Genomic DNA, 24,780 nt, shown 5'->3' with positions numbered 1-24,780 from the left:
CGGCGGCGAGCCGCCGGGCCCCGCGGTGACGCGGGCCTCAGGACTGGCCGCAGGTCGCGGGGCAGAACCTGACCTCGGGGTAGCGCGATGACGGCCTGTCCAGGAGGGGCTGCCGCTTGGACTTCAGGTGCTGGTCGAGGAAGGCCGCCACGTAGGTGCGGGTGAGCTCGGCGGAGCGCGCCGCGGGCAGAACACCGGAGACGGGCCTGATGCCGAGGGCACCCGCCAGCAGCGGGCCGTCGGTGAAGGACTGGTGTTCGGCGCCCGTCAGCACGAGCCAGCGCTTCCAGCCGGTCAGCAGCTTCCAGTCGCGGTCCCACGAGTTGTCGCGGCCACCGGGGATGTGCTGCGGCGAGCCCAGGAACATGAACGGCCGGGAGAACCCGTTCTTGGGGATCCGGGCGTAGGTGGTGCCGTCCATGTCGATCCCGGCCCGCACCCGGGAGTCCTTCACCATGGCCGCCAAGGCGCTCGCCCCGCCCATCGACTGGCCTGCCATCGCGATTCTGGAGCGGTCGATCCGGTCGGAACCGTCCCACTTCGATGGCAGCTGGTCGAGCACGAAGGAGACGTCGGCGGCCCGGCCCTGGACCACTCCGGTGCCGAAGCCCGGGTCGGTGTCGCTGTCGCAGGCGAGGCATTCGGCGACCCGCCCGCCGGGGAACGTGGTCGCGTAGCTCTCGTAGGTGTGGTCGATCCCGGCCACGACGTACCCGCGGCTGGCCAGGTCCTCGGCCAGGGACGTGAGGGTGCTCATCGGATTGGTGAAGCCGGGGGAGAGCACCACCAGCGGCAGGCTCCGGCCCGCGGGCTCGGCGTCTTCGACGGCGTTCGTTCGCGTCTTGCTGAGCGTGTCGTCCGGCACGCCCCCGACCCCGAAGCGCCTCATGGCGAGCTGTGACTCCTTCGGCGTCATGTACGACGCGCGCTTCCCGGCCCGCTGCTCGGTCGGATACCACAGGGTGACCTTGAGCTCCCTGGCGCCGGCGTCGAGGTTCCAGGGGTCGGGGCGGGAGGTGTCCTTCAGGTACAGGACTGTGGTGCCGACCGGATGGGCACCGGACGGGGTGGGCAGGGTGGCGGGGCCGGTCGGCGCGGCCGAGGGGGCGGCGGAGCGGGGTGGCGCGGGTGTGGAGCAGGCGGACGCGGCGAGGACGGCCAGTCCTGCGGCGACGGCCAGGATCTGTCTCATCGAGCGGTCCTCACTTGTGCAGCAGGGTCAGGGCCTTGGCCAGGGCGGGGTCGCGCCCGGCGGCCGCGTCCTCAGGAGTCAGGGGCACGTAGTGGTCGGGCGGCACGCCGATCCGGTCGACGACCTCGCGGTTGGGCCCCAGGTGATGCCTGGCGGGGAAGCTCAGCGTGGTGTTGTTGCGCAGCAGGTGACCCTGCGCCGGGCCGGAGATGATGCCGGCGGTTCTGGTGCCGACCAACCGGCCGATACGCAGGTCCTTGACCGCGGAGCTGAAGTGCTCGCAGGCCGAGGCGCAGCCGGCGTCGGTGAGCACCACCAGCGGCAGGCCGAGCAGCTCGACGGTGTCGTCGGTCCGCGACGTCTCGCACGTGCCGTGCACGGTGCACTGGTAGGCGGTGACCTTGCCGTGGGCGAACGCGCTCAGCAGCCGGGTCGCCTCCGTGGGGCTGCCGCCGCCGTTGCCGCGCAGGTCCAGCACGACGCCGGACAGGGTCCGGCCGGTCCGCAGCCTGGAGATCGCCTTGAACACCCTGTCCGCGGCGTCGGGAGCGAACCCGCGCAACCGTACATAGGCGGTGCCGTTCTCCAGCAGCTTCGACGCCACCACTCGCAGGGCGGCCAGATCCCGCTGGTAGAGGCCGGGCTTGAGCGTCACGCTCCAGCGGCGGCCGGTGCTCTGCCGCAGCAGCCGCAGCCGGACCGGACGCGCTTCCGGGTACTGCGGGTGGAGGGCGGCGATCGCGGGGGTGGCCTTCCCGTCGATGAAGGGCGCTGATCCGTTGATCGATTCGATGACGTCGCCCGGACGCAGTCCGGCGGCCTGCGCCGCGCCGCCCTGCACGGTGGTGACGAACAGCGGGGGGAGGGCGACGCCGGGGTCGCCGTCGGCCTGCGGGCCGTTGATGTTCGCCTGCAGACCCAGGCCGTAGCCGTCACCGTCGTAGTAGTCGGGGGGCCGTTCGACGTCGTGCGCCCAGCGGGCGTGGTTGTCGCCGAGACTGGCCACCATGGCCTCAAGGGTGACGACGGCCAGCTTGTCACGCAGGTCCGGCACCTGATCGGTGACCTTCCGATAGGCGGCCTCGAAAGACCTCCAGTCGGCTTTCCGTTCACCGGTCAGCGCCGGCATGGTGGCCTCGGGCAGGTCGCGCCCGGCGCGGTTGAGCTCCCGCGTCAGGGCGACGAATCCGGCGGTCAGCAGCGAGCGGGGATCCAGTGTGGCGCCGCTGTAGTAGGTGCCGAGGATGCAGGAGTACGCCTGCTCGATGACGTCGATCGTGGTGGCCGTCTCCTCCCCGAGGCGGCCCTGGGGCTGCGGGCAGACCGCACTGTCCGCCGTGCTCGCCGCGCCGCGCGGTGGCGTCGGTGCTGTACAGGCCGCCGCCAGGAGGAGGCCGAGACCGGCGGCCGCGAGCCTGAGGGCGGTCATGACAGGCGTCTCCGGATCCACCAGAAGCAGAACCACGTGAGGCCGAGGGTGAGCAGGGCGTAGATCCCGGTCTCGATCCACTGGAAGGGCCAGAAGCGGTCGAGGGGCTGGTAGGTGGCCTGCTGCCGGTAGCCGAGCCGGTTGATCTCGGCCATGCAGGTGCCCATGCCCTGTGGTCCGGCCGGTGCGCAGGGTCCCGACGTGGTGGAGACCTGGACCCGACCGGGTTCGCCGTCGCCGCCGAGCGTACGTCCGGACGGATCGACCAGGCTGCCGGACAGGACCCAGGCGCCCGCGTGGCCGGGAACGGCCAGCCTCAGGTTGATCTCCACAGATCCGCCTTGGCCCCGGTTGACGCCGACGCCTTCCACGTTCGCCTCGCTGAGCTCGAAGGTCGACGTGACCGGGGGCATCAGGTGCGGCCGGACCAGCAGCGGCATGGCGAGCTGGACCGCGGCGAAGACGACCAGCGTGAGGGCCATGGCGGGCAGCGTGCGGCGCACCAGCATGCCCACGGTCACGCCGAGGACGAAGGTGAAGGCCGCATAGCCCATCGGGGCGATGCCGCGCGCGCCGAACACCAGGGGAGCCATCAGGGCCAGACCCTCGGCGGCCGACTTGTCCAGGGGGTCGGACCACCAGGTCACCAGGAGGCCGCACAGGCCGGCGGCGGCCACGGCGACCAGGCCGGTGAGCCCGAGCTTGACCGCCAGCCAGCGGGTGCGGGTGATGCTCTGGCTCCACACCATCAGGTGTGTGTCCGCCTCCAGCTCGCGGGTGATCAACGGTGCTCCCCAGAACAGCCCGGCGAGGGCGGGCAGGAGCAGCACGACGAGGGTCAGGGCCATGAAAGGCGTGTCGTACGCGCCGAAGAAGCGGTCGTAGAAGCGACCGCAGGTGTCGTCCTGGACGCAGCCGGCGATCCCGGTCGAATAGTCGGCGGCCAGTTTCGGGCCGGTCAGCGCCAGGACGACGGCGAGGACGACGAGCAGGACCGCCATCATCACGGCCGAGCCGCGGAACTGACGCCAGGTCAGCCAGATCATCGCTGCACCTCCAGGGCGATTCGCCGGTCCTCGGCGGTGCGCTTCTCCATGTAGGCCAGGACGAGGTCCTCCAGGCTGAGCCGGCTGACCGCCCAGGCGGGGTCGTGGATCGGGGCGTCGGTACGGATCACGTACGTGCTCTGCCGGTCGGTGTGGCGTGCGGAGACCACGTGCTGGTCGGCGGGGAGCCGGGCGGGGTCGCGGCGCGGGCCGGTGAGCCGGTGATGGGTGGCCAGCAGCTTGTCGGTCTCCCCGGCGACCTGGACGCGGGAGTCGACGAGCACGATGAGGTAGTCGCAGACCCGTTCCAGGTCGGCGACCAGATGGGAGGAGAGCACCACGCTGAACTCGTGCTCGACGACCGCCTCCATCAGGCCCTGCAGGAACTCGCGGCGGGCCAGCGGGTCGAGCAAGGCGACGGGCTCGTCCAGGATCAGCAGCTCGGGCCGCTTGGCCACGCCCAGGGTGAGGGCGAGCTGGGCGCGCTGGCCGCCCGACAGCTTTCCCGCCCGCTGGGTGGGATCGAGACCGAGCAGGCTGATCCGTTCCCGCGCCAGCGCGAGGTCCCAAGCCGGGTTGAGCCGGGCTCCTAACCGCAGATGGTCGGCGACGCTCAGCCCGGCGTAGACGGGGGTGTCCTGGGCGACGAATCCGACCTTGGCCAGCTGCGCGGGACCGTCGGCGGGACGGCCGCCCAGCACGTTGATGCCGCCCGTCGTGGGCTCCAGCTGGCCGCCGGCCAGCTTCAGCAGCGTCGTCTTGCCGGCCCCGTTGGGACCCACCAGCCCGACGACGTGCCCGGCGGGGATGTCGATGGTGCACTCGCGCAGCGCCCAGCGTCTGCCGTATTTCTTGCCCAGTGCCTGGGCCTGCAGTACAGCGGTCACGCTATGTCCTCCTGAGCAGAGGTCCGGAAGGTGGTCATGAAGAGGGCCTCGATGCTTTCCTCGTCGAGACCGGCCCGGCGGGCCTTGGCCAGCCAGCGCTGCAGCTCCAGCCGCAACGGGCCGTGCGCGGCCAGCGAGGCGTTGGTGAGCGTCGCCGTCACGAACGTCCCCACCCCTGGCCGGGCGGCGACCAGGCCCTCGTGCTCGAGCTCCCGGTAGGCCTTCAGGACGGTGTTGGCGTTTATCGCCAAGTGCGCCACGACCTCCTTGACGGTCGGCATCTGATCGCCCTCGCGCAGCACGCCGAGCCGTAGCGCGTGCCGTACCTGCTGAACCAGCTGCAGGTACGGCGAGACACCCGACCTGCCGTCCAGATAGAACTCGATCACTGAGCGCTCCAAATATCTAGGCTCCTAGCACTTTAGGCTCCCAGATGTTAGCGGATCATAAAGACCGTCTCGGCTACGACCGCTCGATATCCGAATCGATATGGAAACACGATTGATATCGATATTGGACATCGCTGGGTGGCTTCTGGTCTTCTCTTCGGCATGACACGACATATCCGCCTGCGACCGGCGGTCGTGACCTTGACCACTTCTGTGCTGCTGGGCGGCCCCGCCTACGTGGCACATGCCGCCACCGGCGAGACGAACACCGCCAGCGCTGCCGCCCGGACGGCAGACAACGCCCCGTCCGACTCCGACCTGACCAAGACGCTGCAGGAGCTCGAGAAGTCCTACGACGGGCGCATCGGCGCGGTGGGCATCGACCTGGGGACCGGGAGAACGGTCGGCTACCGGGCCGACGAGCGCTTCCCGTTCAACTCCATGTTCAAGGTGTTCGCGTGCTCGGCCGTGCTGCACAAAGCGCGCACCAGCGACCCCGGACTGATGGACAGGGTGATCCACTGGAAGCCCGCCGACATGGCCGGGCTGACCGCGAACTCCCCGGAGACCACCGAATACACCGACACCGGCATGACACCCGCACAGCTGTGCCGCGCCGGGATCACCAAGTCCGACGGCTTCGCGGGCAACACGCTGCTCAAGCAGATCGGCGGACCGCGCGGGCTGACCGATTTCTTCCGCGCCACCGGTGATCGGACGAGCCGTCTGGACCGACCGGAGCCCTACCTGACCGAGTGGGAGCCCGGCGAGGAGCGTGACACCACCACTCCCGCGGCGGCCGCGCAGACCTTCACCAAGCTCACCACCGGCAGGACCCTGCACACCCTCGACCGAGCGCGGCTGGTCGGCTGGCTGAAGGCCAACCGCACCGGCGCCAACCGGATCCGGGCGGGACTCCCCGACGACTGGACGATCGGCGACAAGACCGGCACCGGCGGCGCGAGCAACTACGGCACCGCCAACGACCTGGCGATCGTCTGGACACCCGGATCGAACGCGCCGATCATCCTGTCGGTGTTCACCAACCGCAACGTCAACAACACCCCGAACGATGACAAGGTGATCGCTTCCACCGCGACCGCGCTGGCCAAGGCGCTCGGCAGGTTGTGACCGGTGTGAGCTGCGCCCCGGCCGCGCCGGTCCGGGTTCAGGCGGCGCGGCCGGCCTTGAGTGCGGCGGCGGTTTCGACGACGCGGCGGGCCTGGTAGCGGGCCGCTTCCAGGGACACGTCGCTGGGCGGACCGTCGCCGGCCACGTGGGAGGTGCCGTAGGGATTGCCCGACTGGAACTGGACGGGGTCGGTGTAGCCGGGCGGCACGATGATGCCGCCCCAGTGATAGAACGTGTTCCCCAGCGCCAGGATGGTGGATTCCTGTCCGCCGTGGGCGGTGTTGGAGGCGGTGAAGGCCGAGTACACCTTGTCGGCGAGCCTGCCCTGGAACCACAGAGGGCCGGTGGTGTCGATGAACGCCCTGAGCGCGCCGGCCGGGTTGCCGAAACGGGTCGGGGTGCCGAACAGCACCGCGTCGGCCCAGTCCAGGTCGTCGTGGACGGCCTCGGCGACGTCGGCGGTGTCCTGGCGGTGCTGGACCCAGGCCGGATTGGCGCTGATCGCCTCCGGTGGGGCGTGATCGGTTTCCTTCCGTAGGGTCCGTCTCGGCAGTACGACGACACAGCCCTGCGGAATGTGAGGCGATTCGCCGGCGATTCCTTTGCGGGCCGGCTCCAGGTAGCTCCCGTGAGGCCGGTGCGGTCATGGTGATCAGGTGGCCTTGCCGCGGGCGATGTAAAGGTTCATGCCGGTGAAGTCGACGGTGATGTTGTAGGGCTTCCAGAAGCAGTGGGAGAACCAGCCCATCGAGTCGAACCCTGTCCCATAGGGCCAGGGCACGTTGACCGGCTGGTTTGGGTTCGTGTAGCAGTAGACCTCCTTGGCGACGGCGTTGCCGAGGCGGATTTCCTTCGGGTAGCAGGGGTGGACGACGGCCGGGTGGCTTTGAGCAAAAGTCCCGATCTGGCGGTCGTAGTCGGTGCGGATCCCCAACCGCTCGGCCGTTTCCCCGCGCACGCCGGCGGCGATCTCGCCGACTCCGCCGAAGTTCACGCCCACCACCCCTGTGCCGGAGCCGGCGACGCCGGCGAAGCTGCCCGTGCTGTGCAGGTATTGCTCACGGGCCAGCCACAGCGGCAGGGGCTCGGCGCCCGCCCGTGTGGCGGCGGCGTGTGCTTTCCTGGCCGTTTCGGAGGTGCGGCGGCGCAGGATCAGCTGCCGGCCCGCGTAGTCGAAGGTGGTCAGCAAGTGGTAGAAGACCCACGTGCCGATCAGGCCGTCGCTGTCGGTGCCGACATCTTCCCCCGACTCCGTCGCCGACCAGCCCACCGGGACGTTGCGCAGTTCGATGCCGCCCAGCTGGAAGGAGTCCAGTATTCCCCAGTACGCCCAGATGGTGCCGCCCTCGAAATCGGTCTTCTGACTGGCGACGGGGCTCAGCCCGGCCTCCTTGGCCACCGACGCGCGCATGCTCAGATTCGGGGCGCCGGTGTAGAACGTGAAGCGCTTCGTCGGTCCGCCGTTGACCGAGGCCTCCACCAGCGGCATCGGATCCATCTGCAGGAACGGCACCCGCGCGGTCTCGCCGTGGACCTGATACGCCTCGCCGCTGACCGCCGCGAACCACTTGGCGTAGCTGTCCTCGCCGGCCGCTTTCCAGTGGGGTGCGGACAGGGAGAACTTGTCCTGCCGGATGTAGCAGTCGGCCAGGTAGTAGTGGGTTTCCTTGTCACCGGGCGCCAACTGGAGAGCCATCTTGAGGTATTTCTCGGCCTCGGGGAACTTGTTGGCCAGGAGCCCGACATAGCCGCGCCGACGAGCCGCGTGCAGGTTCTTGGGGTCCTTTTTCAAGATCTCCTCGTACGCACGGCCGGCCTGCTCGAACTTGCCGGCCTCGAACAGCGCGTCCGCGTCACCGCCGGCCAGCGCCGTGGCCGCCCCGCCCAGCAGCGGCGCCGTCGCGGCGGCACCGGCCAGCACGGCGGCACCCTGCAGCAGCGAACGCCGGCCCCACTTTCCGTCATCAACCAAAGCCTTCTCCCTTTCGTGATCACCTTCGCCGGAACCTTCATCCGACGGACGGTCACAGCAGCCCCGGCCGGCCCAAGGTCCTCCCGCACGGCCGGGTCATGCCCGATCGACAACACTCACGCCGCTCGCTCGGTAGCTCACCCGCTGTTCGCCCGCCGGCCCCCTTCACTGTCGGCCAGCCTTGTCCCCGCCTCGTCCGCGCCGTGTCACGGTCGCGCCACAGCCACAGCCAGCGAGATCGCCTGGGCGGCCCGCGTCTTCCTCGGCTCGGGCGGCAGGTCGGGGACCGGCGCGCCGGGGGAGTGGGTGGGCAGCTGAGCGCCGGCTTCAGGCGGGGGTGCTCTCCACCAGGCCGGCGGCGGCCGTGGCAGCGGACATCGGTGGTTCCGATCGCATGGTGACTGGCGAAGCAAGCGGTGACAGGCAAGCAACCATCAGGCGGTCGGGCAGGCGGTCAGCGCAGGTGGCGGAGGATGGCGTGGCGGATCTGGTCAGGAGTCATCGGGTCGGTCGACAGGGCGCTGTGCAGCACGAGGCCTTCGATGAACGCGTCGAGTTCGCGAGCCGTGGTGGCGTCGAAGTGGCGTTCCAGCGCCTGGCGGCTGCGCCGCATCCACGCCTGGGTGACGGCTCTCAGCGCGGGGTTGCGGGCTGCCGCCGCGTACAGCTCCACGGTCAGGACGAGGTCGTGCCGTGAGCCGAGCAGGTCGTCCGACACCAGCGTGATGACGGCCTCGGTGGCGGCGGCGCGGTCCTGGGCGGCGCTCAGGCGCTCGTCGAAGACGCGGGCCACCGAGTCGGCGTGCCGGGTGAACGCCTCGGCGAGCACCTCCTCCAGGGACGTGAAGTGGTAGGTCATCGACCCGAGCGGCACGTCGGCGACGCGGGCGATCTCCCGGTGGGTCGTGCCCGTCACGCCGCGCTCGGCGATGACGGTGAGCGCCGCCTCGATCAGCCGGTCCCTCCGCTCAGGGTCGTGGCGCCGCGGCCGCCGGGCGGTGGGGCCGCTCATGCCGTGCCGGGCTCCATCGTGCGGACCACCCGGGCGGGGTTGCCCACCGCGACCACGTTCGGCGGCAGATCACGCGTGACCACGGCGCCGGCGCCGACGACCGTGTCGTGGCCGATCGTGACCCCGGCCAGGACGATCGCCCCGCTGCCCAGCCAGACGTTGTCGCCGATGGTGATCGGCTTGGCGGCCTCCCACTTCGCCCGGCGAAGCTCCGGGTCCACCGGGTGCGTCGGCGTCATCAGCTGCACGTTGGACCCGATCTGCACGTCGTCGCCGATGGTGATCGGCGCGACGTCGAGTGCCACGAGCCCGAAGTTGGCGAACGACCGGGCGCCGATGCGGATGTGGCTGCCGTAGTCCACCCGCAACGGCGGCCTGATCTCCGTGCCCTCACCGACCGCTCCGAGCAGCTCGGTGAGCAGCCGGCGGCGCTCCTGCGGATGACGGGCCGAGGTCGCGTTGAACGCCTCCATCAGGTCCATCGCTCGCAGGTTGTGTTCCGCCAGCTCCGGGTCGTCGGCGATGTAGAGGTCACCGGCGAGCATCCGCTCACGCATCGATCGGCCATCCGGTCCGGGCATCATGCGTACGAGTGTACATATTTTGTGTACGCATGTACGTATCGAGCGTCCCGGCTGCCCCCGGGCTCAGGCGCCGGTGACGCCGTCGACGCCCTGCCGGATCAGGTCGGCGTGGCCGTTGTGCCGGGCGTACTCGCCGATCATGTGGTTGAACACGAGACGGAGCGAGACCGCGCCCCAGTTCGGCACCTCGAACGTGGTGTCCAACGAGACCCCGGCCGACGCCTGCCGGGCCAGCTCCTGCTCCTCCAGCAGCCGCGCGTAGTCGGCCTCGGCGCGGGCGGGGTCGAGGTCCTCGAAGTCGGCGTCCGGCCGCTCGGGCGTGGAGTACAGCTTCGGTACGTCCTCGCCGCCGAGGTACCGGCGGAACCAGATGCGCTCCACCTTCGCCAGGTGCCGTACGAGGCCCAGCAGTGACAGGTTGGAGCCGGGGACGGGCGCGACGGCGAGCTGCTCGCCGGTGAGCCCGGCGCACTTGTGCAGCAGGGTCGAGCGGTGCCAGTCGAGCAGGCCGCGCAGCAGCTCGGCCTCGGGCGCGACGAGCGACCCTTCGGGGCGGGTCACCTCGGGAGCTGTCCAGGTCATCCGGACATGATCCCACGGGCGGCGGGACGGTCGTGTGACCAGGGGCGTGGGGAGGGCGGACCTCAGCGGGGCAGTGCCGGCCTGGGCAGTGCGGGCGCGCCGACCTCCATGGTGAGCCGGAGCAGGCTGGGCGTGTGCCGAGTCCCCAGCATGCCGAGGTTCGTCACGAGAAGGCCGTCTTCGACGACGGCGACGGCCGTGGGGCCGTCGAGTCCGTCGTCGGCCGTCGCCAGGACCGTCGTGGTTCCGTCGGGGGCGATGCGCCGCAGGGTGTTCTCCGGGTGCACGGCGAGATAGAGATGGCCGGAGGCGTCGAAGGCGAGATCGTCCGCCGGGATGTTCGCATGCACCTCGGTGACCTTGCCCGGCCGGCCGTCCCGGATGTCGACGCGCAGGACGGTGGCCTGCGCCGTGTTCGTCACGTAGAGGCCGTCGTCCCAGATCTTCAGGCCGTTCACCCCCGTCGAGGCGACGGGGTCGTGCGGTGATGTCGGTTTCATGCGGGCGTCGTCCAGCCAAGGCCGCAGGGTGTCGTCGCCGGGCGGCAGAAAGAGGATCTCCCCCTTGACGGAGTCCGCCGCGAACAGGGTGCCCGCCTCGTCGAAGGTGATGCCGTTGAGCCCCGTCCGGATGCCGGCGGCGGCGAACCGGGCCCAGCCGCCGGTGGCCGCGCGCCTCCAGATCCCCGCCACACTCGCGTCCTCGCTGCGCACGGCGACGTAGAGCCGATCGTCGGCGTCCGAGGCGATGCCCACCGCCATCGCGTCCGCGCCCGGTCCGGCGACCCGCTCCACGCCGGTCGTCGAACGCCAGACGGTCCCGCCCGCCAGCAGCGTGGTGCAGATGGTGCCGTCCGTCAGGACGACGATGTTCTCCGGCGTCTCACCGGCGCCGAAGTCGAAGGACGTCACCGTGGTGATGTCCTTGACGAGGTTCGACGATGTCATGTCTCTCCTTCAGCCGGTCATGACGCGCACCCGGGTGGTCGAGGGCGAGCGCGGCCCGCGGCCCGACTCCGGGTACGCTACCCGAGCTGACCATGGCCGGTGAAGCGCGCGTGCGCGCCGAGGTCGCCCAGCCGGTCGAGCGCGGCCAGCCAGCTCGCCCCGGCCGCCCCGTCGCGCGCGGTGACCACCTCGCGCTCGCCCAGCAGCGCCATGACCGCCGCGCGTACCGGGCCGTCGGCGGTCAGCACGCCGCCCGCCAGCACGATCGGCCCCTCGCCGGACACGCGGCCCGCCGTCGCCGCCAGCCGCCGCGCGGCCTCGCCGACGATCCGCGCCGCGGCCCCGTCCCCGGCCGCCGCCGCCTCGGGCACGAGCGGTGACGCGGCCGCCACCAGCATCCGGTCGGCCTGCGCCAGCCGTACGATGCGGTCGGCGCGCCGCCGCGGCTCGCCGGTCACGCCGAAGTGCGCGCTGACCAGCTCCGCCAGCGGCCCGGACGGCAGGCCGCGATCGAGCGCGTGGACGGCCGCGCGCACCCCGGCCCGGCCGATCCAGAACCCCCCGCCCTCGTCGCCGAGCAGCCACCCGAGCCCGTCGGCGACGGCCGTCACCGCGCGGCCGGAGAAGCGGGCGGCCGCCGCCCCCGTCCCGGCGAGCAGCAGCGTGCCGGAGGGCGCCGGGGTGCCGGCCGCGTAGGCGACGTCCACGTCACCCACCAGCCTGGGCGGTGACGCGATGCCGCACGCGACCCAGACGCGTCGCAGCACCTCGGCGAAGCCGTCGTCCGCGCCCGCCACCCCCGCCACCGAGGCGGCCACCAGCGACGGGTCCAGGCCGTCGAGCGCGCGGCGCAGGGCCTGCTCGATCGCCGCGCCGGCCGCCGGGGCGCCGTGCGCGGCCGGGTTGCCCGGGCCCGCGACGCCGTGTCCGAGCCTGGTGCCGTCCGCCGCGTGCAGGGCGGCGCGGGTGGTGGTGCCGCCGGCGTCGACGCCGGCGAAGAGGATCACCGGACCAGCCGCGCCGCGCCGGGCGCGAGGGTGAACGTCGTGCCGCAGGGCGTGTAGGTGCCGGTCGCCGGGTCGAAGGCCTCGGTGACCCGGCCGAGCCTGATCCCGCCGAGCGTGATCCCGTCGAGCGTGACCTCGGCCGGCTGGTCGAAGCCGGCGTTGCAGACGAACATGACCTGCCAGGCCAGCTCGGCGGCCGACGGCTCGCGGTGCCCGTCGTAGGCCAGCGTCTGCACGTACATCCAGGCGGGCAGGCCGGCTCGGCGCGCGTGCTCGCGCACCGTCGCCAGGTCGGCGAGGTAGTCCTCGTCGAAGCCGTCGGCCAGGAACGGGTAGCGGTCGAAGGAGAGCACGTCGGGGCGGACGAGCCTGGTGAACTCGCCCACGTACGCGTCGTAGGGGCCGGTGGCGTGGCTCGGCAGGAGGTTGGCGTAGGCGAAGGCGCCGGCGGCGCGCACGGCGGCCACCCCGGCAGCCACCCGGGGGAACTGCTCGGCGTGCGGCTCGTCCATGAGGCTGAGGCCGCGGAAGGAGCGGAACGGGCGGTAGTCCTCGACCACCTGGGCGAGCAGCGGCGCGGGGTCCGTGTCCAGGTCGCGCATGAGCACGTCCACGCGCGGGTCCGAGGCGACCAGCACGCCGAGTCCCGCCTCCTCGGCGCGGGCCAGCGCGTGCCGCAGGATGACGCGGTCGTTCAGGTAGTTGCCGGTGATGACCAGGTCGATGCCGGCCTCGGCGATCTCCCGGTAGCGGGCGGTCGTCGTCTCGTGGGGAGGCGGCGGCCAGAAGGCGGCGATCGTCAGGCTCACAGCGCCCCGGTCCTGATCCGCCCGGCGTAGCGGGCCACGAGGGCGTCGACCCGGCCACCGTCAAGCTCAACGGGACCGTCGTCGACCCGGCCGCACAGTACCGCCTGACCGCCAACTCCTTCATCGCGAACGGCGGCGACGGCTTCTCCGTGCTGACCGAGGGCACCGACCGGGTGGAGAAGGTACGCGACATCGACGCCTTCGAGTCCTACCTCCGGGCCAGGAGCCCGCTGCCGGCCCCGGCCCTGGGCCGCGTCACCCGCGTGAACTGAGCCCTGCACGCCGCTTCGAGGTCGTCGTCGATCGTGCCCGGGGCGCCGGCTGGTCACCCATCAGGCGCGCGAGTTCCGCGTGGTCGGTGTCCGGGAGCCAGTCGCGCTCCGGTGCGTAGTCCAGCCAGCGCCGGGCACGGCCCACCTCGGCGAAGCCGCGCAGCAGGGTGTCGAGACGCGGGTGGCGGCGGGACTCCTGCCACGCCAGCGACCACGCGTACAGCGGGGTCGGCGCGGTGAGCGGGATCGAGCGCAGATCTGCGTAGCCGGGCAACGGCGCGTCGCTGGGAAAAAGCGTGAAACACGTCGGATCAGTGCGAATGTGCTGGACGAGGTGGTCCGGCCCCAGGTTGGGGCCGTCCTGGCGACGCGTGATCCCGAACTCGTCGGCGAAGCGCCGCAGGAAGTCGAGGCGGGTCAGCTCCGCCGGGCACCACAGGGTGCTCTCGCGCAGGTCGGCCGGGCGCAGCTCGGCCGCGTCGGCCCACGGGTGGGAGGCGCTGACGACCGCGTCGACGGGCTCCAGGCGGACGAGCCGCTGAGCGATGCCCGCGTCGCGGCCGCCGGGCAGCGGGTGCACCCGGCCGAAACCCAGGTCGGTGTCACCACGCAGCAGCGCTTCGGCGGCCGACGGCCAGTCGCGGGCCGGGCCCGGCTCCAGGCGTATCGCGTCGAGCGTCTCCACCGCCTGCGCGACGGTGCGCATCGGCGCGTAGAGATGGCCCCACACGTCGAGACGTACGACCTGCCCGGCGCCCAGCGCCGCCGCGACCGCGCGGTCACCCGCCGCGAGGGCCTCCCGCGCGGCCGGCTCGAATCGCTCACCGGCCTCGGTCAACCGCGTGCCGCCCTCCCGTTCGAACAGGCGGACACCGAGCAGCGTCTCCAGGCGCGCGATGCGTTTCGACAGCGCCTGCTGGCTGGTGTCCAACTGGTCGGCGGCGCGCCCGAAGTGCAGCGTCTCGGCGGTCACGGCGAACGCGCGGACCAGGGCGAGATCGAGATCCATGCCGCTGACCATATGCGACAACCCGGCGTTGTCGGCCTGGAAGCTCCGTTGTTGGCCTAGCCGCCGCCTCACCCGGTGAAGTGTTCCCAGGCACCCACCCAGGAGGCGATGACCATGAAGGCTTTCGTACCGACCGGAGATCCCGCCGAGCCGGTCGTGCTCGCCGACGTCCCCGAGCCCACGCCGCGCGCCGACGAGGCGCTGGTGAGGGTGGAGGCGTACTCGGTGAACCGCGGCGAGACGTTCAAGCTGGAAGCGCCCGTGCCCGGCGAACGGCCCGGCAAGGACATCGCGGGGCTGGTGGTGCAGCCGGCCGCCGACGGCAGCGGGCCGGCCGGTATCGCGCGCGTCGTCGGTCACCCCATGGCGGGCGGCTGGGCCGAGTACGCGGCCGTGCCGACCGGCGCCCTCGCGGTCCTGCCGGACGACATCTCCGCGGTCCAGGGCGCGGCACTGCCGCTCGCGGGGCTCACCGCGCTGCGGCTGTTGCGCGCGGCCGGGCCGGTACTGGGCCGGCGGGTGCTGCTGACCGGGGCGTCGGGAGGCGTGGGGCACTATGTGACCGAGCTCGCCGCCGCCGCCGGGGCGGAGGTCACGGCCGTGACCCGGGACGCCGAGCGCGGGGCCCGGCTCACCGAGCTCGGTGCGACCGAGATCGTCCACCACCCGGCCGACGCGCGCGGACCGTACGACGTCGTGCTGGAGTCGACGGGCGGCGAGGCCCTTCCCGTCGCGCTCGCGCGGCTCGCCAGGCGCGGCACGCTCATCTGGTTCGGGCAGGCCAGCCGGACCCCGGCGAGGCTCGACTTCTTCGACTTCTTCCAGGGGCCCGAGTCGGCCGTCATCCGCCACTTCCACTACCTCGACGCCGACACCGGTCTCGGCGAGGACCTCGCGGCCCTCGTGCGGCTGACCGCCGAAGGCCGCCTGCACCCCGAGATCGGCCGCGTCGCGGACTGGTCCCAGACCGCGACCACCCTCACCGACCTGCGCGACCGCCGCATCCGCGGCAAGGCCGTGCTCACCCTCGCCTGAACGACCGGATCCCCGAACGACCGAACGACCGGAAACCAGGAGAAGGAGTTCGACCATGACCGCGACCACCGAGCCCAGGGAGGACCGGCGACCCGTCCTCAGGGCCGGCGGCGGTACTTGCCGGGGGCGATGCCGTACTGGCGTTTGAAGGCGTTGGCGAAGGCGAACTCGGAGGTGTAGCCGACGCGGGAGGCCACCTCGCCGAGCGGGGCGTCGGAGGCGCGCAGGAGGCCGGCCGCGACGGTCAGGCGCCACCAGGTCAGGTAGGTCAGGGGCGGCCGGCCGACCAGGGCGGCGAAGCGGCGGGAGAAGGTCGCGCGGGACATGCCGGCCTGCGCGGCGAGGGTCTGGACGGTCCAGGGGCGGGCGGGAGCGCGGTGGAGGGCGTCGAGGGCGGCGCCGACGGCGGGGTCGGTCAGGGCGGAGGCCCAGCCGGTGGCCCCGGCCGGCGCGGCCGGCTCCTCCAGCCAGGCGCGCAGGATGTACAGCAGCAGCATGTCGAGCAGGGCGAGCACGATGGTGTCCGCGCCGGGACGGGGGTTGCCGACCTCGTTGCCGAGCAGGTCGACGGCAGCGCGCAGCTCGGGATGGCGGCCGAGCCGGGCGGGCAGGTGAATCGTCTCGGGCAGCTCGCGGAGCAGCGGGTGGGCGTGGCGGGCGTCGAGCCGGTAGCCGGCGCACAGGGTCACGGTGGTGGGCCCGTCGTGCCCGACGGAGTCGGAGACGAACAGCTCGGCGTCCTCCAACGGGTCGCAGACGGGCTCGGCCAGCGGCGTCGAGGGAGCGTCCGCGAGGCCGTACCCGTGGCCGTGGGGGAAGAACACCACGTCCCCGACGCCCAGGGCGACAGGGCCGCCGGAGGGCGGGACTAGCCAGCACGAGCCCTGCAGGATCACCTGGAAGCCCGCCGATCCGGGCACCGCGGGAAACCGCTGCCCCCAGGGGGCGCGCCAGGCGACGCGGGCCGAGCGGGGCTGTCCGGAGCGCATGAGCGCGACCACGTCGCTGAGCACATCCACGAAGAGAAGCTAACATGAGACGTTCGCGTATAAAACGCAGACAGACAAGCATTGGCCATCGCACCCACCCCTCCTACGGTTGACCATCAGTGCAATCTACGGAGGGAGACGTCGGATGCCGCGACGGGTTCTGGTCACCGGGGCGACCGGCAGGGTCGGCCGCCACGTGACATCACAACTGCTGGAGGCCGGGGCCGAGGTCCGCGCGTTGACGAGGGGGCCGGCCGATCTGCCGCCGGCCGTCGAGGGCGTGCGCGGTGATCTCTCGGCGCCCGCCTCGCTGGACACCGCCGCCGAGGGCGTCGAGGCGGTGTTCCTGGTGTGGCCGTTCGCCTCGGCCGAGGGCTTGGCGGCGGTGCTGGAGGTGATGGCCGAGCACGTCCGCCGCGTGGTCTACCTGTCGTCGGCGGCCGTGCGCGACCATGAGCGGCAGGCCGAGCGGCTGATCGCCCGCTCCGGGCTGGAACGGACGGTCCTGCGCCCGCACGCCTTCGCGGGCAACGCCCTGCGCTGGGCCGAGCAGATCCGCGCCCAGGGCGTGGTGCGCGAGCCGTACGGCCAGGCGGCCATGTCGCCCGTGCACGAGCGCGACATCGCCGCGGTCGCGGTACGGGCGCTGACCCGGGACGGACATGCCGGCACCGTCCACGAGCTGACCGGCCCGCACTCGCTGACCCAGGCCGAGCAGGTGCGCGTCATCGGCGAGGTGATCGGCCGGCCGGTGCGCTGGGAGGAGGCCTCCCCGCAGGACGCCCGGCGGCAGATGCTCGACCGCGGCTGGCCAGCCGAGGCCGTGGACGGCATCCTGCGCGCCCAGGCCGAGATGACCGCCGGCCCGTCGCCCGTCACCGCCACCGTGGAGCAGGTCACCGGCAGTGCCGCGCGCACGTTCCGCTCCTGGGCCGCCGAGCACGCGCACGCCTTCGGCACCACCATGCCGGCCGCCGCGCGCATCCACACCTCCTGAAGCCTCACCCCTGAAAGGCACCATCACCATGACCAGAATCGCGATCATCATCGGCAGCACCCGCCCCGGGCGCAAGGGCGGGGTCATCGCCCGCTGGATCCACGACCTGGCCGCCAAGCGCGGCGACGCCGACTACGAGATCGTGGATCTGCAGGACTTCGGTCTGCCGCATCTGGACGAGATGATGCCGGCCAGCGATGGGGCAGTACACCCACCCGCACACGAAAGCCTGGTCGGAGAAGATCGCCTCCTTCGACGGCTACGTGTTCGTCACCCCCGAGTACAACCACTCCACCTCAGGGGCGTTGAAGAACGCCATCGACTTCCTGCACCACGAGTGGAGCAACAAGGCCGCCGGGTTCGTCGGCTACGGCAGCGCCGGCGGCGTCCGGGCGGTCGAGCACCTGCGGCTGGTGCTGGGCGAGCTCCAGGTCGCCAACGTACGGGCCCAGGTCGCCATGTCGCTGTTCACCGACTTCGAGCACTTCAGCGTCTTCAGACCGGCCGCCCACCACGAGGAGGCCGCCGGCACGATGCTCGACCAGGTCGTCTCCTGGAGCGCGGCCCTGCGACCGCTGCACACGTGACGCCCGCGCTCACGCCCGCCGGGTGACGCGGATCTTCGACTGCTTGTGCGGCAGGCGTTCCCAGTCCTCCATGAGGACGGCGTCCAGGCCGTACCGGTCGGCGAGGGCGACGAGCGTCTCGGTGCGGTAGTAGAAGTCCTCGCGCAGCACGTGGTGCTCCTCGCCCTCCGTACGGTCGAAGGTGAAGTCGAACCAGCCGTCCGGCCGCATGACGCGGCCGACGTGCGCGAAGCACTCCTCGATGACGTGCGGCGGCGAGTGGGAGAAGACGCTGTGGGCGTGCACGACGTCGAAGTGCTCGTCGGGCAGGAACGCGAAGCGCAGGTCGCGCACCGGCGTCAGGTGCGGCAGCTTGTCGCGCAGGCCGTGGGCGACGAGCGTGTCCTGCGCGGCGATGAGGATGTCGGGGGAGATGTCGACGCCGTAGTAGTTGCCCGCGTCCAGGTAGTCGATGAACAGGCGTCCGGCGCGCAGGTTACCGCAGCCGATCTCCAGCATCCGCAGGTCAGGCTTGAGCCCGTGCTGCTTCAGGTAGTCGAACTGCATGCGCCCGAGCGCCAGCCAGCGCTTGTGCGAGTGCGAGCCCACGGCCCCCTCGGGGCTGCGGGCCGTGTCGGACCTCATCACGGCCCGGTAGTACGCCACGTGGTCGCGGGTGCGCAGCCGCAGCCACGTGTCGCGGGCCAGCCGGCGCAGGTGCGGGGCGATGCGCTCCGGGTGCGTCAGGGCGTAGCGGGCTTGGTGGGCGATGCTCGACCGGTTGTGCTTCACGTCGGGACCACCAGACGGGTGACGGTTGGGTCATGGAATCTAGACGCCGCCGCCCCTGCGCTCAACGACCGGCGCGCACAGGGCGTGTCCGGATACGGCAAAGCCTCCCCGGGCGCACGCTCGGGTGGCCGGTGTGTAAGGAGAGGGTTGACCGGACTTGACGGTTAGTGGATAACGGAGTTCCGGCACGGGCAGAACACCGCACGGTTTCGGAGCCTCCGATGACGAGTCCCGCCCCGCTTTCGCTGGTCGGACGTGACACGCAGCTCAGAGCGCTCCTCGACGCGATCACCAGCCCGCCCGCGGTGGCCCTGGTGCAGGGCGAGGCGGGGATCGGCAAGACCCGGCTGGTACGGGCCGCCGTGGAGCTCCTTCCCGACGGGGAGCGAACCGTGCTGGTCGGCCACTGCCACCAGCTCAGGGAGCCCTTCCCCTACGGGCCGGTGTTCGACGCGCTGCGCCACGCCGCGCCCGCCCTGCCCGGCAGGGCGGCGCTCAACCCGGTGACGGGGGCGCTGCGCGGTTACCTGCCGGAGCTGGCCGAGCACCTGCCGCCGTCGCCGCCACCGCCGCCGGTCGACGACCCGCGCGCCGAGCGTCACCGGCTGTTCCGCGCCGTCCACGCGCTGCTGTCCGCCGCGGGGCCCGTCGTGCTGGTGGTGGAGGACCTGCACTGGGCCGACGACGGCACGCGTGACCTGCTGCGGTTCCTGACCGACCAGCCGCCGGCGGGCCTGGCCCTGGTGGTCACCTTCCGGCGGGAGGGGCTGCCCGTGCCGGAGCTGCCGTTCGGCCACGCCTACCGGCATCCGCAGGGCGTCAACAGCGAGGTGGTGGCGCTGGCGCCCCTGGACGTGGAGGGCGTCAGGCGCATGGCGGGCACCCTGCTCGGCCGGGCGGAGCTGTCGGCCTCGTTCGCGGCCATGCTGCACGAGCACACCGCCGGGGTCCCGTTCGTGGTGGAGGAGGTCGTCCGCTCGCTGATCGACGACGCCGGCCGGCTCTCCGGTCCCGGGGAGGGCGGTGAGGCGGAGCAGGCGGCCCTGGAGCGCATCGCGGTGCCGCTGCTGCTGCGCGAGGCGATGGCGGAGCAGCTCGCCGGGCTGTCGGCCGACGCGCTGCGCGCCGTGCACGCGGCCGCCGTGCTCAAGCTGCCGGCGGACGAGCCGCTGATCGCCACGGTCTCGCGGGTCTCCGGCGTCTCGGACGACATGGAGCTGCGCGAGGCGCTCAAGGCGGGCGTGCTGCTGGAGCAGCCCGACGGCCAGTACGGCTTCCGGCACACCCTCGCCCAGCAGGCCGTCTACGACTCGATCCCCGGCCCCGACCGGCGGCTGCTGCATGGGCGGGCCATGGCCGCGCTGGCCGCGCTGGACCAGCCGCCGCTGGTCCAGCTCGCCTACCACGCCCGGCGCGCGGGCGACTTCGACGCCTGGCGGCGGCACGGCGCCGCCGCCGCCGAGCAGGCCGCGGCGCTCGGCGACGTCCCGCTCGCCGTCGAGCTGCTCGAAGGGATGCTCGCCGACCCCAAGCTGCCGCGCGACGCGCGCGGCCCGTTCGCCCTGCAACTCAGCAGGCTGGCCGCGGTCGGGCTGTCGCACCGGCGCGTCGCCCGGTTGCTGCGGCACCTGATGTCGGACGACTTCCTGTCGCCGGAGGTACGCGGCGAGGCCCGGCTCAACCTGGGCGTGCTGCTGTCGAACCAGGCGGGCGCCATCGCCGAGGGCCGCCAGGAGGTGCTGGCCGCGCTTCCCGACCTGGCCAACCGGCCCGGCATGGCCGCCAGGGGGCTGGCGCTGCTGGCCATACCGGCGTGGGGCGGCGAGCCGATCGCCACCCACCAGAAGTGGATGGACCAGGCCGAGAGCCTGGTCGTCGCCGAGGAGGACGTGGAGCTGGCGGCGACCGTGCACGCCAACAAGGTGGCCTTCACCATGCTGGTCGGCTCGCCGGAGGCGTTCGCGCTGGCGGACACCCTGCCGGACAACCACCCGTCCGCCGGGGTGCGCCGGCAGGTGGCGCGCGCCTACTCCAACCTGTGTGACGCGGCGATCCCGCTCGGCCACTACGCGGCGGCCGGCCGGTACGCCCTTCTCGGCCGGCGGATCGCCGAGGAGAGCGGCGCCATGTACCCGGTGTACCTGGTGGAGATGTCGTCGATCAGGCTCGACTGGCTGACCGGCCGCTGGGACGGGCTGCGGGAGCGGGCGGTCGCGGCCGTGGAGATCATGCCGGAGGCGCCGCTGCTGGGCGTGGACGCCCAGCTCGTCCTCGGCATGCTGGCGCTGGCCCGCGGCGAGTGGGAGGAGGCCGGCCGGCGCCTGGAGGCCACCGGGGTACGGGCGGGCGACTCGGCGTTCCTGCCGGTCGCCGCCACCGCGTCCGGCGGCCTGATCGAGCTGTGCCTGATCCACGGCCGGCTGGAGGCCGCGCTGGCCGAGGCGGGCGGCGCAGTGGCCCGGCTGCGCCGCAAGGGCGTGTGGGTGTGGGGCGACCAGCTCGTGCCGGCCGCCGTCGGCGCGCTGCTGCCGGCCGGGCGCCGTGAGGAGGCGGCCGAGCTGGTGGCCGAGTTCGCGGACGGCATCGAGGGCCGCGACGCGCCGTCGGCCATGGCGGCACTGGAGGTGGTCCGCGGCGCGCTGGCGCGCGACGCCGGCCGGCTGGAGGAGGCGGTGGCGAGCCACGGCCGGGCCCGGGCGGCGTACGAGGCGATGCCGCGGCCCTACGGCGCGGCGCGGGCGGCGGAGGCCGAGGCGGCCGCGCTGCTGGAGCTCGGCGAGCGGGAGGAGGCCGCGCGGATCGTGGCCGACGCCGCCGAGCGGTACGCGACGCTCGGCGCCACCCACGACGCGGCGCGCTGCCGGCACAAGCTGCGGCAGATCGGCGTCGGAGCGCCGCCGCGCAAGGCGCGCAAGGCGCCCGGCGGCGGGCTGTCACCGCGGGAGCGGGAGGTGGCCGGGCTGGTGGCGCAGGGCCGCACCAACAGGGAGATCGCCGAGGTGCTGTTCCTGTCGCGTCGCACGGTCGACACGCACGTGGCCAGGGTGCTGCAGAAGCTCGGCGTCCGCTCCCGCAACGACGTGATCCTGCCGTCCTGACGGGTGAAGGCCCCGGCCGGGATTCCTCCCGGGCCGGGGCCTTCGGTGTGCGGGTCAGACGGTGATGCTCCAGGAGTCCAGGAACCCGGTGTCACCGAGGTACTCGTCGGTGACCTCAAGGGTCCAGGTGCCCGCGGCCTGCTGGCTCACCGGCACCGTGTACGTCCTGGTGCCGTAGGAGGTGCAGCTCGTGCCGCCGTACCGGTCGACCGCGTACCACTGGCCGCTCGGCCCGCGCAGCCAGATGTCGAGGTCCTCGGCGCAGGTGTGGCTGATGGTGACGGACAGCTTGACCGGCGAGGTCGCGGTGCCCGTCGCCGTGGAGCTGATCGGGCTCTGCACGGTGGAGTAGTCGGAGATCGTGTAGTTGGTGCCGTTGGTGAACGTCCGGCCGCCCGAGGTGCTCTGGACGGTCAGCGCGTACGTCACCGAGCGGGACGCCGTCTCGCCGGTGCCCGTCACCGTCACGGTGTAGGAGCCGGCCGGGGTGGTCGGCGCCGTCGTGATCGTCAGGGTGGACGAGCCGCCCGACGTCACGGAGGCGGGGTTGAAGGCGGCCGAGGCGCCCGTGGGCAGCCCGCTCGCCGACAGGTTGACCGCCTGCGCGGCGCCGGCCGTGGTGGTGGTGGCGATGGTGGTGGTGGCCGGCGAGCCCGCCTGCACCGTGCCCGAGCCCGGGTTCGCCGAGATCGAGAAGTCGCGGGTCGGCGTGCCGGTGCCCACCTGGAGGGTGTAGATGGCGGTGTGCGTGGCCGAGCCGGTACCGGTCACGGTGATGCGGTAGCTGCCCTGCGCCGCCGACGATCCGACGGACAGGGTGAGGGTGGAGGAGTTGCCGGAGGTCACCGACGACGGGTTGAAGCTGGCCGTGACGCCGCTCGGCACGCCGGTGGCGGTCAGGTTGACCGTCTGCGCGCTGCCGGAGGTGGTCTGGGTGGCGACCGTGGTGGTCACCTGCTGGCCCGGCTGGGCGGTGCCCGAGGAGGAGCTCAGGGTCAGGGAGAAGTCGTTGCCCGGAGTGCTGCCGCAGGCCGCCTCGCCCGACTGCGCCGGCACGGCGATCGCGCTGAACGACGCCTTGGTGGTGTTGCACTCGACGCTGTTGGCGCCGAACAGCTCGACCGCGGCCGCGACGGCGGCGGAGCGGACGGTGGCGTACCGCCAGGACGAGGTCTTGCGGTTCAGGGCGCCCATGAAGATCTTGCCGGCCTTCTCGATGCCGATGCCGGTCACCGAGGAGGGTCCGCCGGAGCAGATCGGGCTGGACGGCTTGCCGCCGCCGGGGTTGCTGCCCTCGGCCAGCAGGTAGAACCAGTGGTTCAGCGGGCCGGCCGCGGCGTGCACCTCGGTGCTGGGGATCGAGGTGGACCAGCAGTTGGGGTCGCCGAGCGCGCTGGGGTTGTACATGTTGCGGATCGGGCCGTCGCCGACGAGGTCGACCTCCTCGCCGACCAGGTAGTCGGGCGGGTCGTTCGGGTTGTTGGCGTAGTGCTCGGTGATCACGCCGAAGACGTCGCCGGTGCCCTCGTTGATGCCGCCGTTCTCGTTGCCGGATCCGGCGCCGCCGGGCGTGGTCTGGAAGATGGCGTGGCCGAACTCGTGCGCCACCACGTCGATGGGCGTGGCCTGGCGGGTGTTGGCCTGGTTGTGGCCGAAGTTGGTGTAGCTGCCGTTCCAGTAGGCGTTGACGTCGGCCAGGCCGACGCGGACGGGGAAGCCCTTGCCGTTGCCGTCGATGCCGTTGCGGCCCAGCCAGTCGCGCAGCATGTCCCACTCGCGCTGGACGGCGTACAGGGCGTCGACGCAGGCGGTCTCCAGGTTGGTGCCCTGGCCGTTGCCCCAGGCGTCGTCGGTGCCGGTGTAGGCGGAGCCGTTCTGCCCGCCGCACTTGATGCCGGGCCTGGTGGTGTCGGTCATGGAGTACGAGCTGCCGGAGCCGCTCGTGCCGATGGTGACCTGCCCGTAGTAGTAGCCGTTGCCGGTGCCTTCGCGGACCTGGTCGTAGGAGTCGGCGATCTCGCCCGTGCGGGCGTCCACGAAGACGTGCTGGATGCTCGGCCGGCCGTCCTTCAGGCCGCTGACGACCGTCTCCCAGGTCAGCCGCAACTTGTCGCCCCAGGTGAGGACCACCAGGCGGGGGGCGGCGCTGTCGTCGACCCGGGTCAGGCGCGTCCTGGCCACCTCGGTGGCGCGGGCGGCGTCGATCTCGGGGGTGGTCGGCACGTCGCCACGGCTCGGCCCGGACTCGGCCACGGTGTCGCGGACGCGTCCGGCGGAGTCGGTCACGACGACGGCGTCGCCGCCGACCATCGGCAGGCCCTTGTAGGTGCGCTCGTAGGAGACGAAGAACATGTCTCCCGCGCCGCGGACGACCTTCAGGCGACGGTACGCCTCGTCGGGGCCCTTGACGAGGTTGTCCATGCCGCTGGAGACCGCCTGGTCGGCGACCGCCGCGGCGAGCGACTCGGGGTCGGCCGCGGCGGCGCGTGCCTGCGCGCCGGAACTCTGCCGGGCGGGGGTCGCCCCGGGCGGGGCGGCGTACGCGGGTAAGGCGGATAACACCATGGCCGCGGCCGTGGCGAGTCCCACGGTCGCGGCAGCCAAGCCCTTGCGTCTCACGCTGCGCTCCTTTCGGCTGTTCCCGGCCGGCCGCCCGGGTGGGCGCGCGCCGGCCCGCGCCGAAGGGTCGCCTCGGTGTACGGGCCTGGCCGGGAATCGGGGGGTGTATCAAGGGGTGCGAAGGGTCACTGCCGCCAGACGGTAGGCGCTGCCCTCAGACCTGCATATCCGTAGGAATATCGGTATGCATACGGATAATTCGGGACACGGGCGCTGAGGACGGCCCGCGACGGGGGAGAGCGAGCCGCCCCGCCTGCTGAAGGTGTCCTGGGTCATGGGCGAGAGCCACGGCCTGTCGGAGGTCGAGGTCCGCCTGACGCCCGACGCCTGCTCGGCGGCTCGATCGGCGACCCCGAGGCCTGGCGGCGCAGCGAGGAGGCGCGCCAGTCCATGACCGCCGGCGGCGAGGCGTCGGG

23 protein-coding genes and 2 pseudogenes are annotated in these 24,780 nt (G+C 72.4%); 8 read left to right on the top strand and 17 right to left on the bottom strand.

The features are described 5' to 3' along the window. Positions 1-37: 37 nt before the first annotated feature. From AB0H64_RS24980 to AB0H64_RS24960, 5 genes are read right to left on the bottom strand one after another with little or no spacing between them, the layout of a single operon-like run. Positions 38-1,192 (bottom strand): alpha/beta hydrolase, encoded by a 1,155-nt coding sequence (locus AB0H64_RS24980; RefSeq protein ID WP_357628720.1) that lies wholly within the window; start codon positions 1,190-1,192, stop codon positions 38-40. Between the two features lie 10 nt (positions 1,193-1,202). Then, positions 1,203-2,621, bottom strand: a complete 1,419-nt coding sequence (locus AB0H64_RS24975) for a S41 family peptidase (RefSeq protein ID WP_357628717.1) — start codon at positions 2,619-2,621, stop codon at positions 1,203-1,205. After that, on the bottom strand, positions 2,618-3,667 hold the full coding sequence (locus AB0H64_RS24970; protein ID WP_357628714.1) for an ABC transporter permease: 1,050 nt from the start codon (positions 3,665-3,667) through the stop codon (positions 2,618-2,620). Before AB0H64_RS24970 ends, AB0H64_RS24975 begins: the two co-directional genes overlap by 4 nt. Continuing rightward, positions 3,664-4,554 (bottom strand): ABC transporter ATP-binding protein, encoded by an 891-nt coding sequence (locus AB0H64_RS24965; protein ID WP_357628711.1) that lies wholly within the window; start codon positions 4,552-4,554, stop codon positions 3,664-3,666. Before AB0H64_RS24965 ends, AB0H64_RS24970 begins: the two co-directional genes overlap by 4 nt. Beyond that, on the bottom strand, positions 4,551-4,943 hold the full coding sequence (locus tag AB0H64_RS24960; protein WP_357628708.1) for a GntR family transcriptional regulator: 393 nt from the start codon (positions 4,941-4,943) through the stop codon (positions 4,551-4,553). Before AB0H64_RS24960 ends, AB0H64_RS24965 begins: the two co-directional genes overlap by 4 nt. Positions 4,944-5,138: 195 nt before the next feature. Here AB0H64_RS24960 and bla point away from each other — a divergent pair, with 195 nt between their 5' ends. Continuing rightward, positions 5,139-6,074: a class A beta-lactamase gene (gene bla / locus AB0H64_RS24955; protein ID WP_357629031.1), complete on the top strand. Its 936-nt coding sequence runs from the start codon at positions 5,139-5,141 to the stop codon at positions 6,072-6,074. Between the two features lie 37 nt (positions 6,075-6,111). Here bla and AB0H64_RS24950 read toward each other — a convergent pair whose 3' ends face one another. The 8 genes from AB0H64_RS24950 to AB0H64_RS24915 all read right to left on the bottom strand — a co-directional run bounded on the left by AB0H64_RS24950 (position 6,112) and on the right by AB0H64_RS24915 (position 12,987). Then, on the bottom strand, positions 6,112-6,576 hold the full coding sequence (locus AB0H64_RS24950) for an NAD(P)H-dependent oxidoreductase (protein WP_357629029.1): 465 nt from the start codon (positions 6,574-6,576) through the stop codon (positions 6,112-6,114). A 150-nt stretch (positions 6,577-6,726) separates the two neighbouring features. Continuing rightward, positions 6,727-7,995 carry an aspartyl protease family protein gene (locus AB0H64_RS24945; protein ID WP_357628705.1) on the bottom strand — a complete coding sequence of 423 codons (1,269 nt, stop codon included), beginning with the start codon at positions 7,993-7,995 and terminating at the stop codon, positions 6,727-6,729. Between the two features lie 505 nt (positions 7,996-8,500). Beyond that, complete coding sequence (locus AB0H64_RS24940) at positions 8,501-9,058, bottom strand: TetR family transcriptional regulator (protein WP_357628702.1); 558 nt, start codon at positions 9,056-9,058, stop codon at positions 8,501-8,503. After that, positions 9,055-9,615: a sugar O-acetyltransferase gene (locus AB0H64_RS24935; protein WP_357628699.1), complete on the bottom strand. Its 561-nt coding sequence runs from the start codon at positions 9,613-9,615 to the stop codon at positions 9,055-9,057. Before AB0H64_RS24935 ends, AB0H64_RS24940 begins: the two co-directional genes overlap by 4 nt. 90 nt (positions 9,616-9,705) lie before the next feature. Next, complete coding sequence (locus AB0H64_RS24930) at positions 9,706-10,224, bottom strand: DinB family protein (protein WP_357628697.1); 519 nt, start codon at positions 10,222-10,224, stop codon at positions 9,706-9,708. A gap of 62 nt (positions 10,225-10,286) precedes the next feature. Beyond that, entirely contained in the window at positions 10,287-11,171 is an 885-nt protein-coding gene (locus tag AB0H64_RS24925) for a hypothetical protein (RefSeq protein ID WP_357628694.1), read from the bottom strand. 77 nt (positions 11,172-11,248) lie between these two features. Further along, complete coding sequence (locus AB0H64_RS24920) at positions 11,249-12,178, bottom strand: BadF/BadG/BcrA/BcrD ATPase family protein (RefSeq protein WP_357628691.1); 930 nt, start codon at positions 12,176-12,178, stop codon at positions 11,249-11,251. Next, positions 12,175-12,987 carry a hypothetical protein gene (locus AB0H64_RS24915; RefSeq protein ID WP_357628688.1) on the bottom strand — a complete coding sequence of 271 codons (813 nt, stop codon included), beginning with the start codon at positions 12,985-12,987 and terminating at the stop codon, positions 12,175-12,177. Before AB0H64_RS24915 ends, AB0H64_RS24920 begins: the two co-directional genes overlap by 4 nt. A gap of 53 nt (positions 12,988-13,040) precedes the next feature. Here AB0H64_RS24915 and AB0H64_RS24910 point away from each other — a divergent pair. Further along, positions 13,041-13,133, top strand: a pseudogene (locus tag AB0H64_RS24910) (5'-nucleotidase C-terminal domain-containing protein); the annotation flags it as partial. 3 nt (positions 13,134-13,136) lie between these two features. Further along, positions 13,137-13,259 (top strand): hypothetical protein, encoded by a 123-nt coding sequence (locus AB0H64_RS24905; protein ID WP_357628686.1) that lies wholly within the window; start codon positions 13,137-13,139, stop codon positions 13,257-13,259. Here the strand turns inward: AB0H64_RS24905 and AB0H64_RS24900 are convergent. Further along, positions 13,243-14,268, bottom strand: coding sequence for a LysR family transcriptional regulator (locus AB0H64_RS24900; RefSeq protein ID WP_357628683.1), 1,026 nt, complete (start codon positions 14,266-14,268; stop codon positions 13,243-13,245). The genes AB0H64_RS24905 and AB0H64_RS24900 overlap by 17 nt on opposite strands. Before the next feature lie 114 nt (positions 14,269-14,382). On the opposite strand from AB0H64_RS24900, the gene AB0H64_RS24895 reads away from it, so the two are divergent. Next, positions 14,383-15,303 (top strand): zinc-binding dehydrogenase, encoded by a 921-nt coding sequence (locus AB0H64_RS24895; protein ID WP_357628680.1) that lies wholly within the window; start codon positions 14,383-14,385, stop codon positions 15,301-15,303. A gap of 98 nt (positions 15,304-15,401) precedes the next feature. Here the strand turns inward: AB0H64_RS24895 and AB0H64_RS24890 are convergent, their stop codons facing one another. Further along, positions 15,402-16,322: an AraC family transcriptional regulator gene (locus AB0H64_RS24890; protein ID WP_357628678.1), complete on the bottom strand. Its 921-nt coding sequence runs from the start codon at positions 16,320-16,322 to the stop codon at positions 15,402-15,404. 115 nt (positions 16,323-16,437) lie between these two features. Here AB0H64_RS24890 and AB0H64_RS24885 point away from each other — a divergent pair, with 115 nt between their 5' ends. From AB0H64_RS24885 to AB0H64_RS24875, 3 genes and pseudogenes are all read left to right on the top strand, one after another. Beyond that, a complete protein-coding gene (locus AB0H64_RS24885; RefSeq protein ID WP_357628675.1) occupies positions 16,438-17,289 on the top strand; it encodes an NAD(P)H-binding protein in 852 nt (283 codons plus the stop codon). A 28-nt stretch (positions 17,290-17,317) separates the two neighbouring features. Next, a pseudogene (locus AB0H64_RS24880) lies at positions 17,318-17,419 on the top strand (NADPH-dependent FMN reductase); the annotation flags it as partial. Positions 17,420-17,486: 67 nt separating this feature from the next. After that, entirely contained in the window at positions 17,487-17,876 is a 390-nt protein-coding gene (locus AB0H64_RS24875; protein ID WP_357628673.1) for an NAD(P)H-dependent oxidoreductase, read from the top strand. 9 nt (positions 17,877-17,885) lie between these two features. Here the strand turns inward: AB0H64_RS24875 and AB0H64_RS24870 are convergent, their stop codons facing one another. After that, positions 17,886-18,647 (bottom strand): class I SAM-dependent methyltransferase, encoded by a 762-nt coding sequence (locus tag AB0H64_RS24870; RefSeq protein ID WP_357628670.1) that lies wholly within the window; start codon positions 18,645-18,647, stop codon positions 17,886-17,888. A 221-nt stretch (positions 18,648-18,868) separates the two neighbouring features. Between AB0H64_RS24870 and AB0H64_RS24865 the strand changes: the two genes are divergently transcribed. After that, positions 18,869-21,745, top strand: a complete 2,877-nt coding sequence (locus AB0H64_RS24865; protein WP_357628668.1) for an AAA family ATPase — start codon at positions 18,869-18,871, stop codon at positions 21,743-21,745. Between the two features lie 54 nt (positions 21,746-21,799). Here the strand turns inward: AB0H64_RS24865 and AB0H64_RS24860 are convergent, their stop codons facing one another. Next, positions 21,800-24,364 (bottom strand): M4 family metallopeptidase, encoded by a 2,565-nt coding sequence (locus AB0H64_RS24860; protein WP_357628665.1) that lies wholly within the window; start codon positions 24,362-24,364, stop codon positions 21,800-21,802. Positions 24,365-24,780: the final 416 nt, after the last annotated feature.

Source organism: Nonomuraea sp. NPDC050733 (assembly GCF_040654215.1).
Lineage (GTDB): Bacteria > Actinomycetota > Actinomycetes > Streptosporangiales > Streptosporangiaceae > Nonomuraea.
The sequence above is the reverse complement of the archived record's forward strand: the minus strand, read 5'-3'. Positions and strand labels throughout refer to the sequence as shown.

Excerpts from the sequence above, each read along its gene's own strand:
- AB0H64_RS24925 (WP_357628694.1), bottom strand. The coding sequence starts at position 11,171 with ATGACATCGTCGAACCTCGTCAAGGACATCACCACGGTGACGTCCTTC.
- AB0H64_RS24980 (WP_357628720.1), bottom strand. The coding sequence starts at position 1,192 with ATGAGACAGATCCTGGCCGTCGCCGCAGGACTGGCCGTCCTCGCCGCG.
- AB0H64_RS24865 (WP_357628668.1), top strand. The coding sequence starts at position 18,869 with ATGACGAGTCCCGCCCCGCTTTCGCTGGTCGGACGTGACACGCAGCTC.
- AB0H64_RS24930 (WP_357628697.1), bottom strand. The coding sequence starts at position 10,224 with ATGACCTGGACAGCTCCCGAGGTGACCCGCCCCGAAGGGTCGCTCGTC.
- AB0H64_RS24970 (WP_357628714.1), bottom strand. The coding sequence starts at position 3,667 with ATGATCTGGCTGACCTGGCGTCAGTTCCGCGGCTCGGCCGTGATGATG.
- AB0H64_RS24895 (WP_357628680.1), top strand. The coding sequence starts at position 14,383 with ATGAAGGCTTTCGTACCGACCGGAGATCCCGCCGAGCCGGTCGTGCTC.
- AB0H64_RS24900 (WP_357628683.1), bottom strand. The coding sequence starts at position 14,268 with ATGGATCTCGATCTCGCCCTGGTCCGCGCGTTCGCCGTGACCGCCGAG.
- AB0H64_RS24975 (WP_357628717.1), bottom strand. The coding sequence starts at position 2,621 with ATGACCGCCCTCAGGCTCGCGGCCGCCGGTCTCGGCCTCCTCCTGGCG.
- AB0H64_RS24935 (WP_357628699.1), bottom strand. The coding sequence starts at position 9,615 with ATGCGTGAGCGGATGCTCGCCGGTGACCTCTACATCGCCGACGACCCG.
- AB0H64_RS24885 (WP_357628675.1), top strand. The coding sequence starts at position 16,438 with ATGCCGCGACGGGTTCTGGTCACCGGGGCGACCGGCAGGGTCGGCCGC.
- AB0H64_RS24940 (WP_357628702.1), bottom strand. The coding sequence starts at position 9,058 with ATGAGCGGCCCCACCGCCCGGCGGCCGCGGCGCCACGACCCTGAGCGG.
- AB0H64_RS24875 (WP_357628673.1), top strand. The coding sequence starts at position 17,487 with ATGGGGCAGTACACCCACCCGCACACGAAAGCCTGGTCGGAGAAGATC.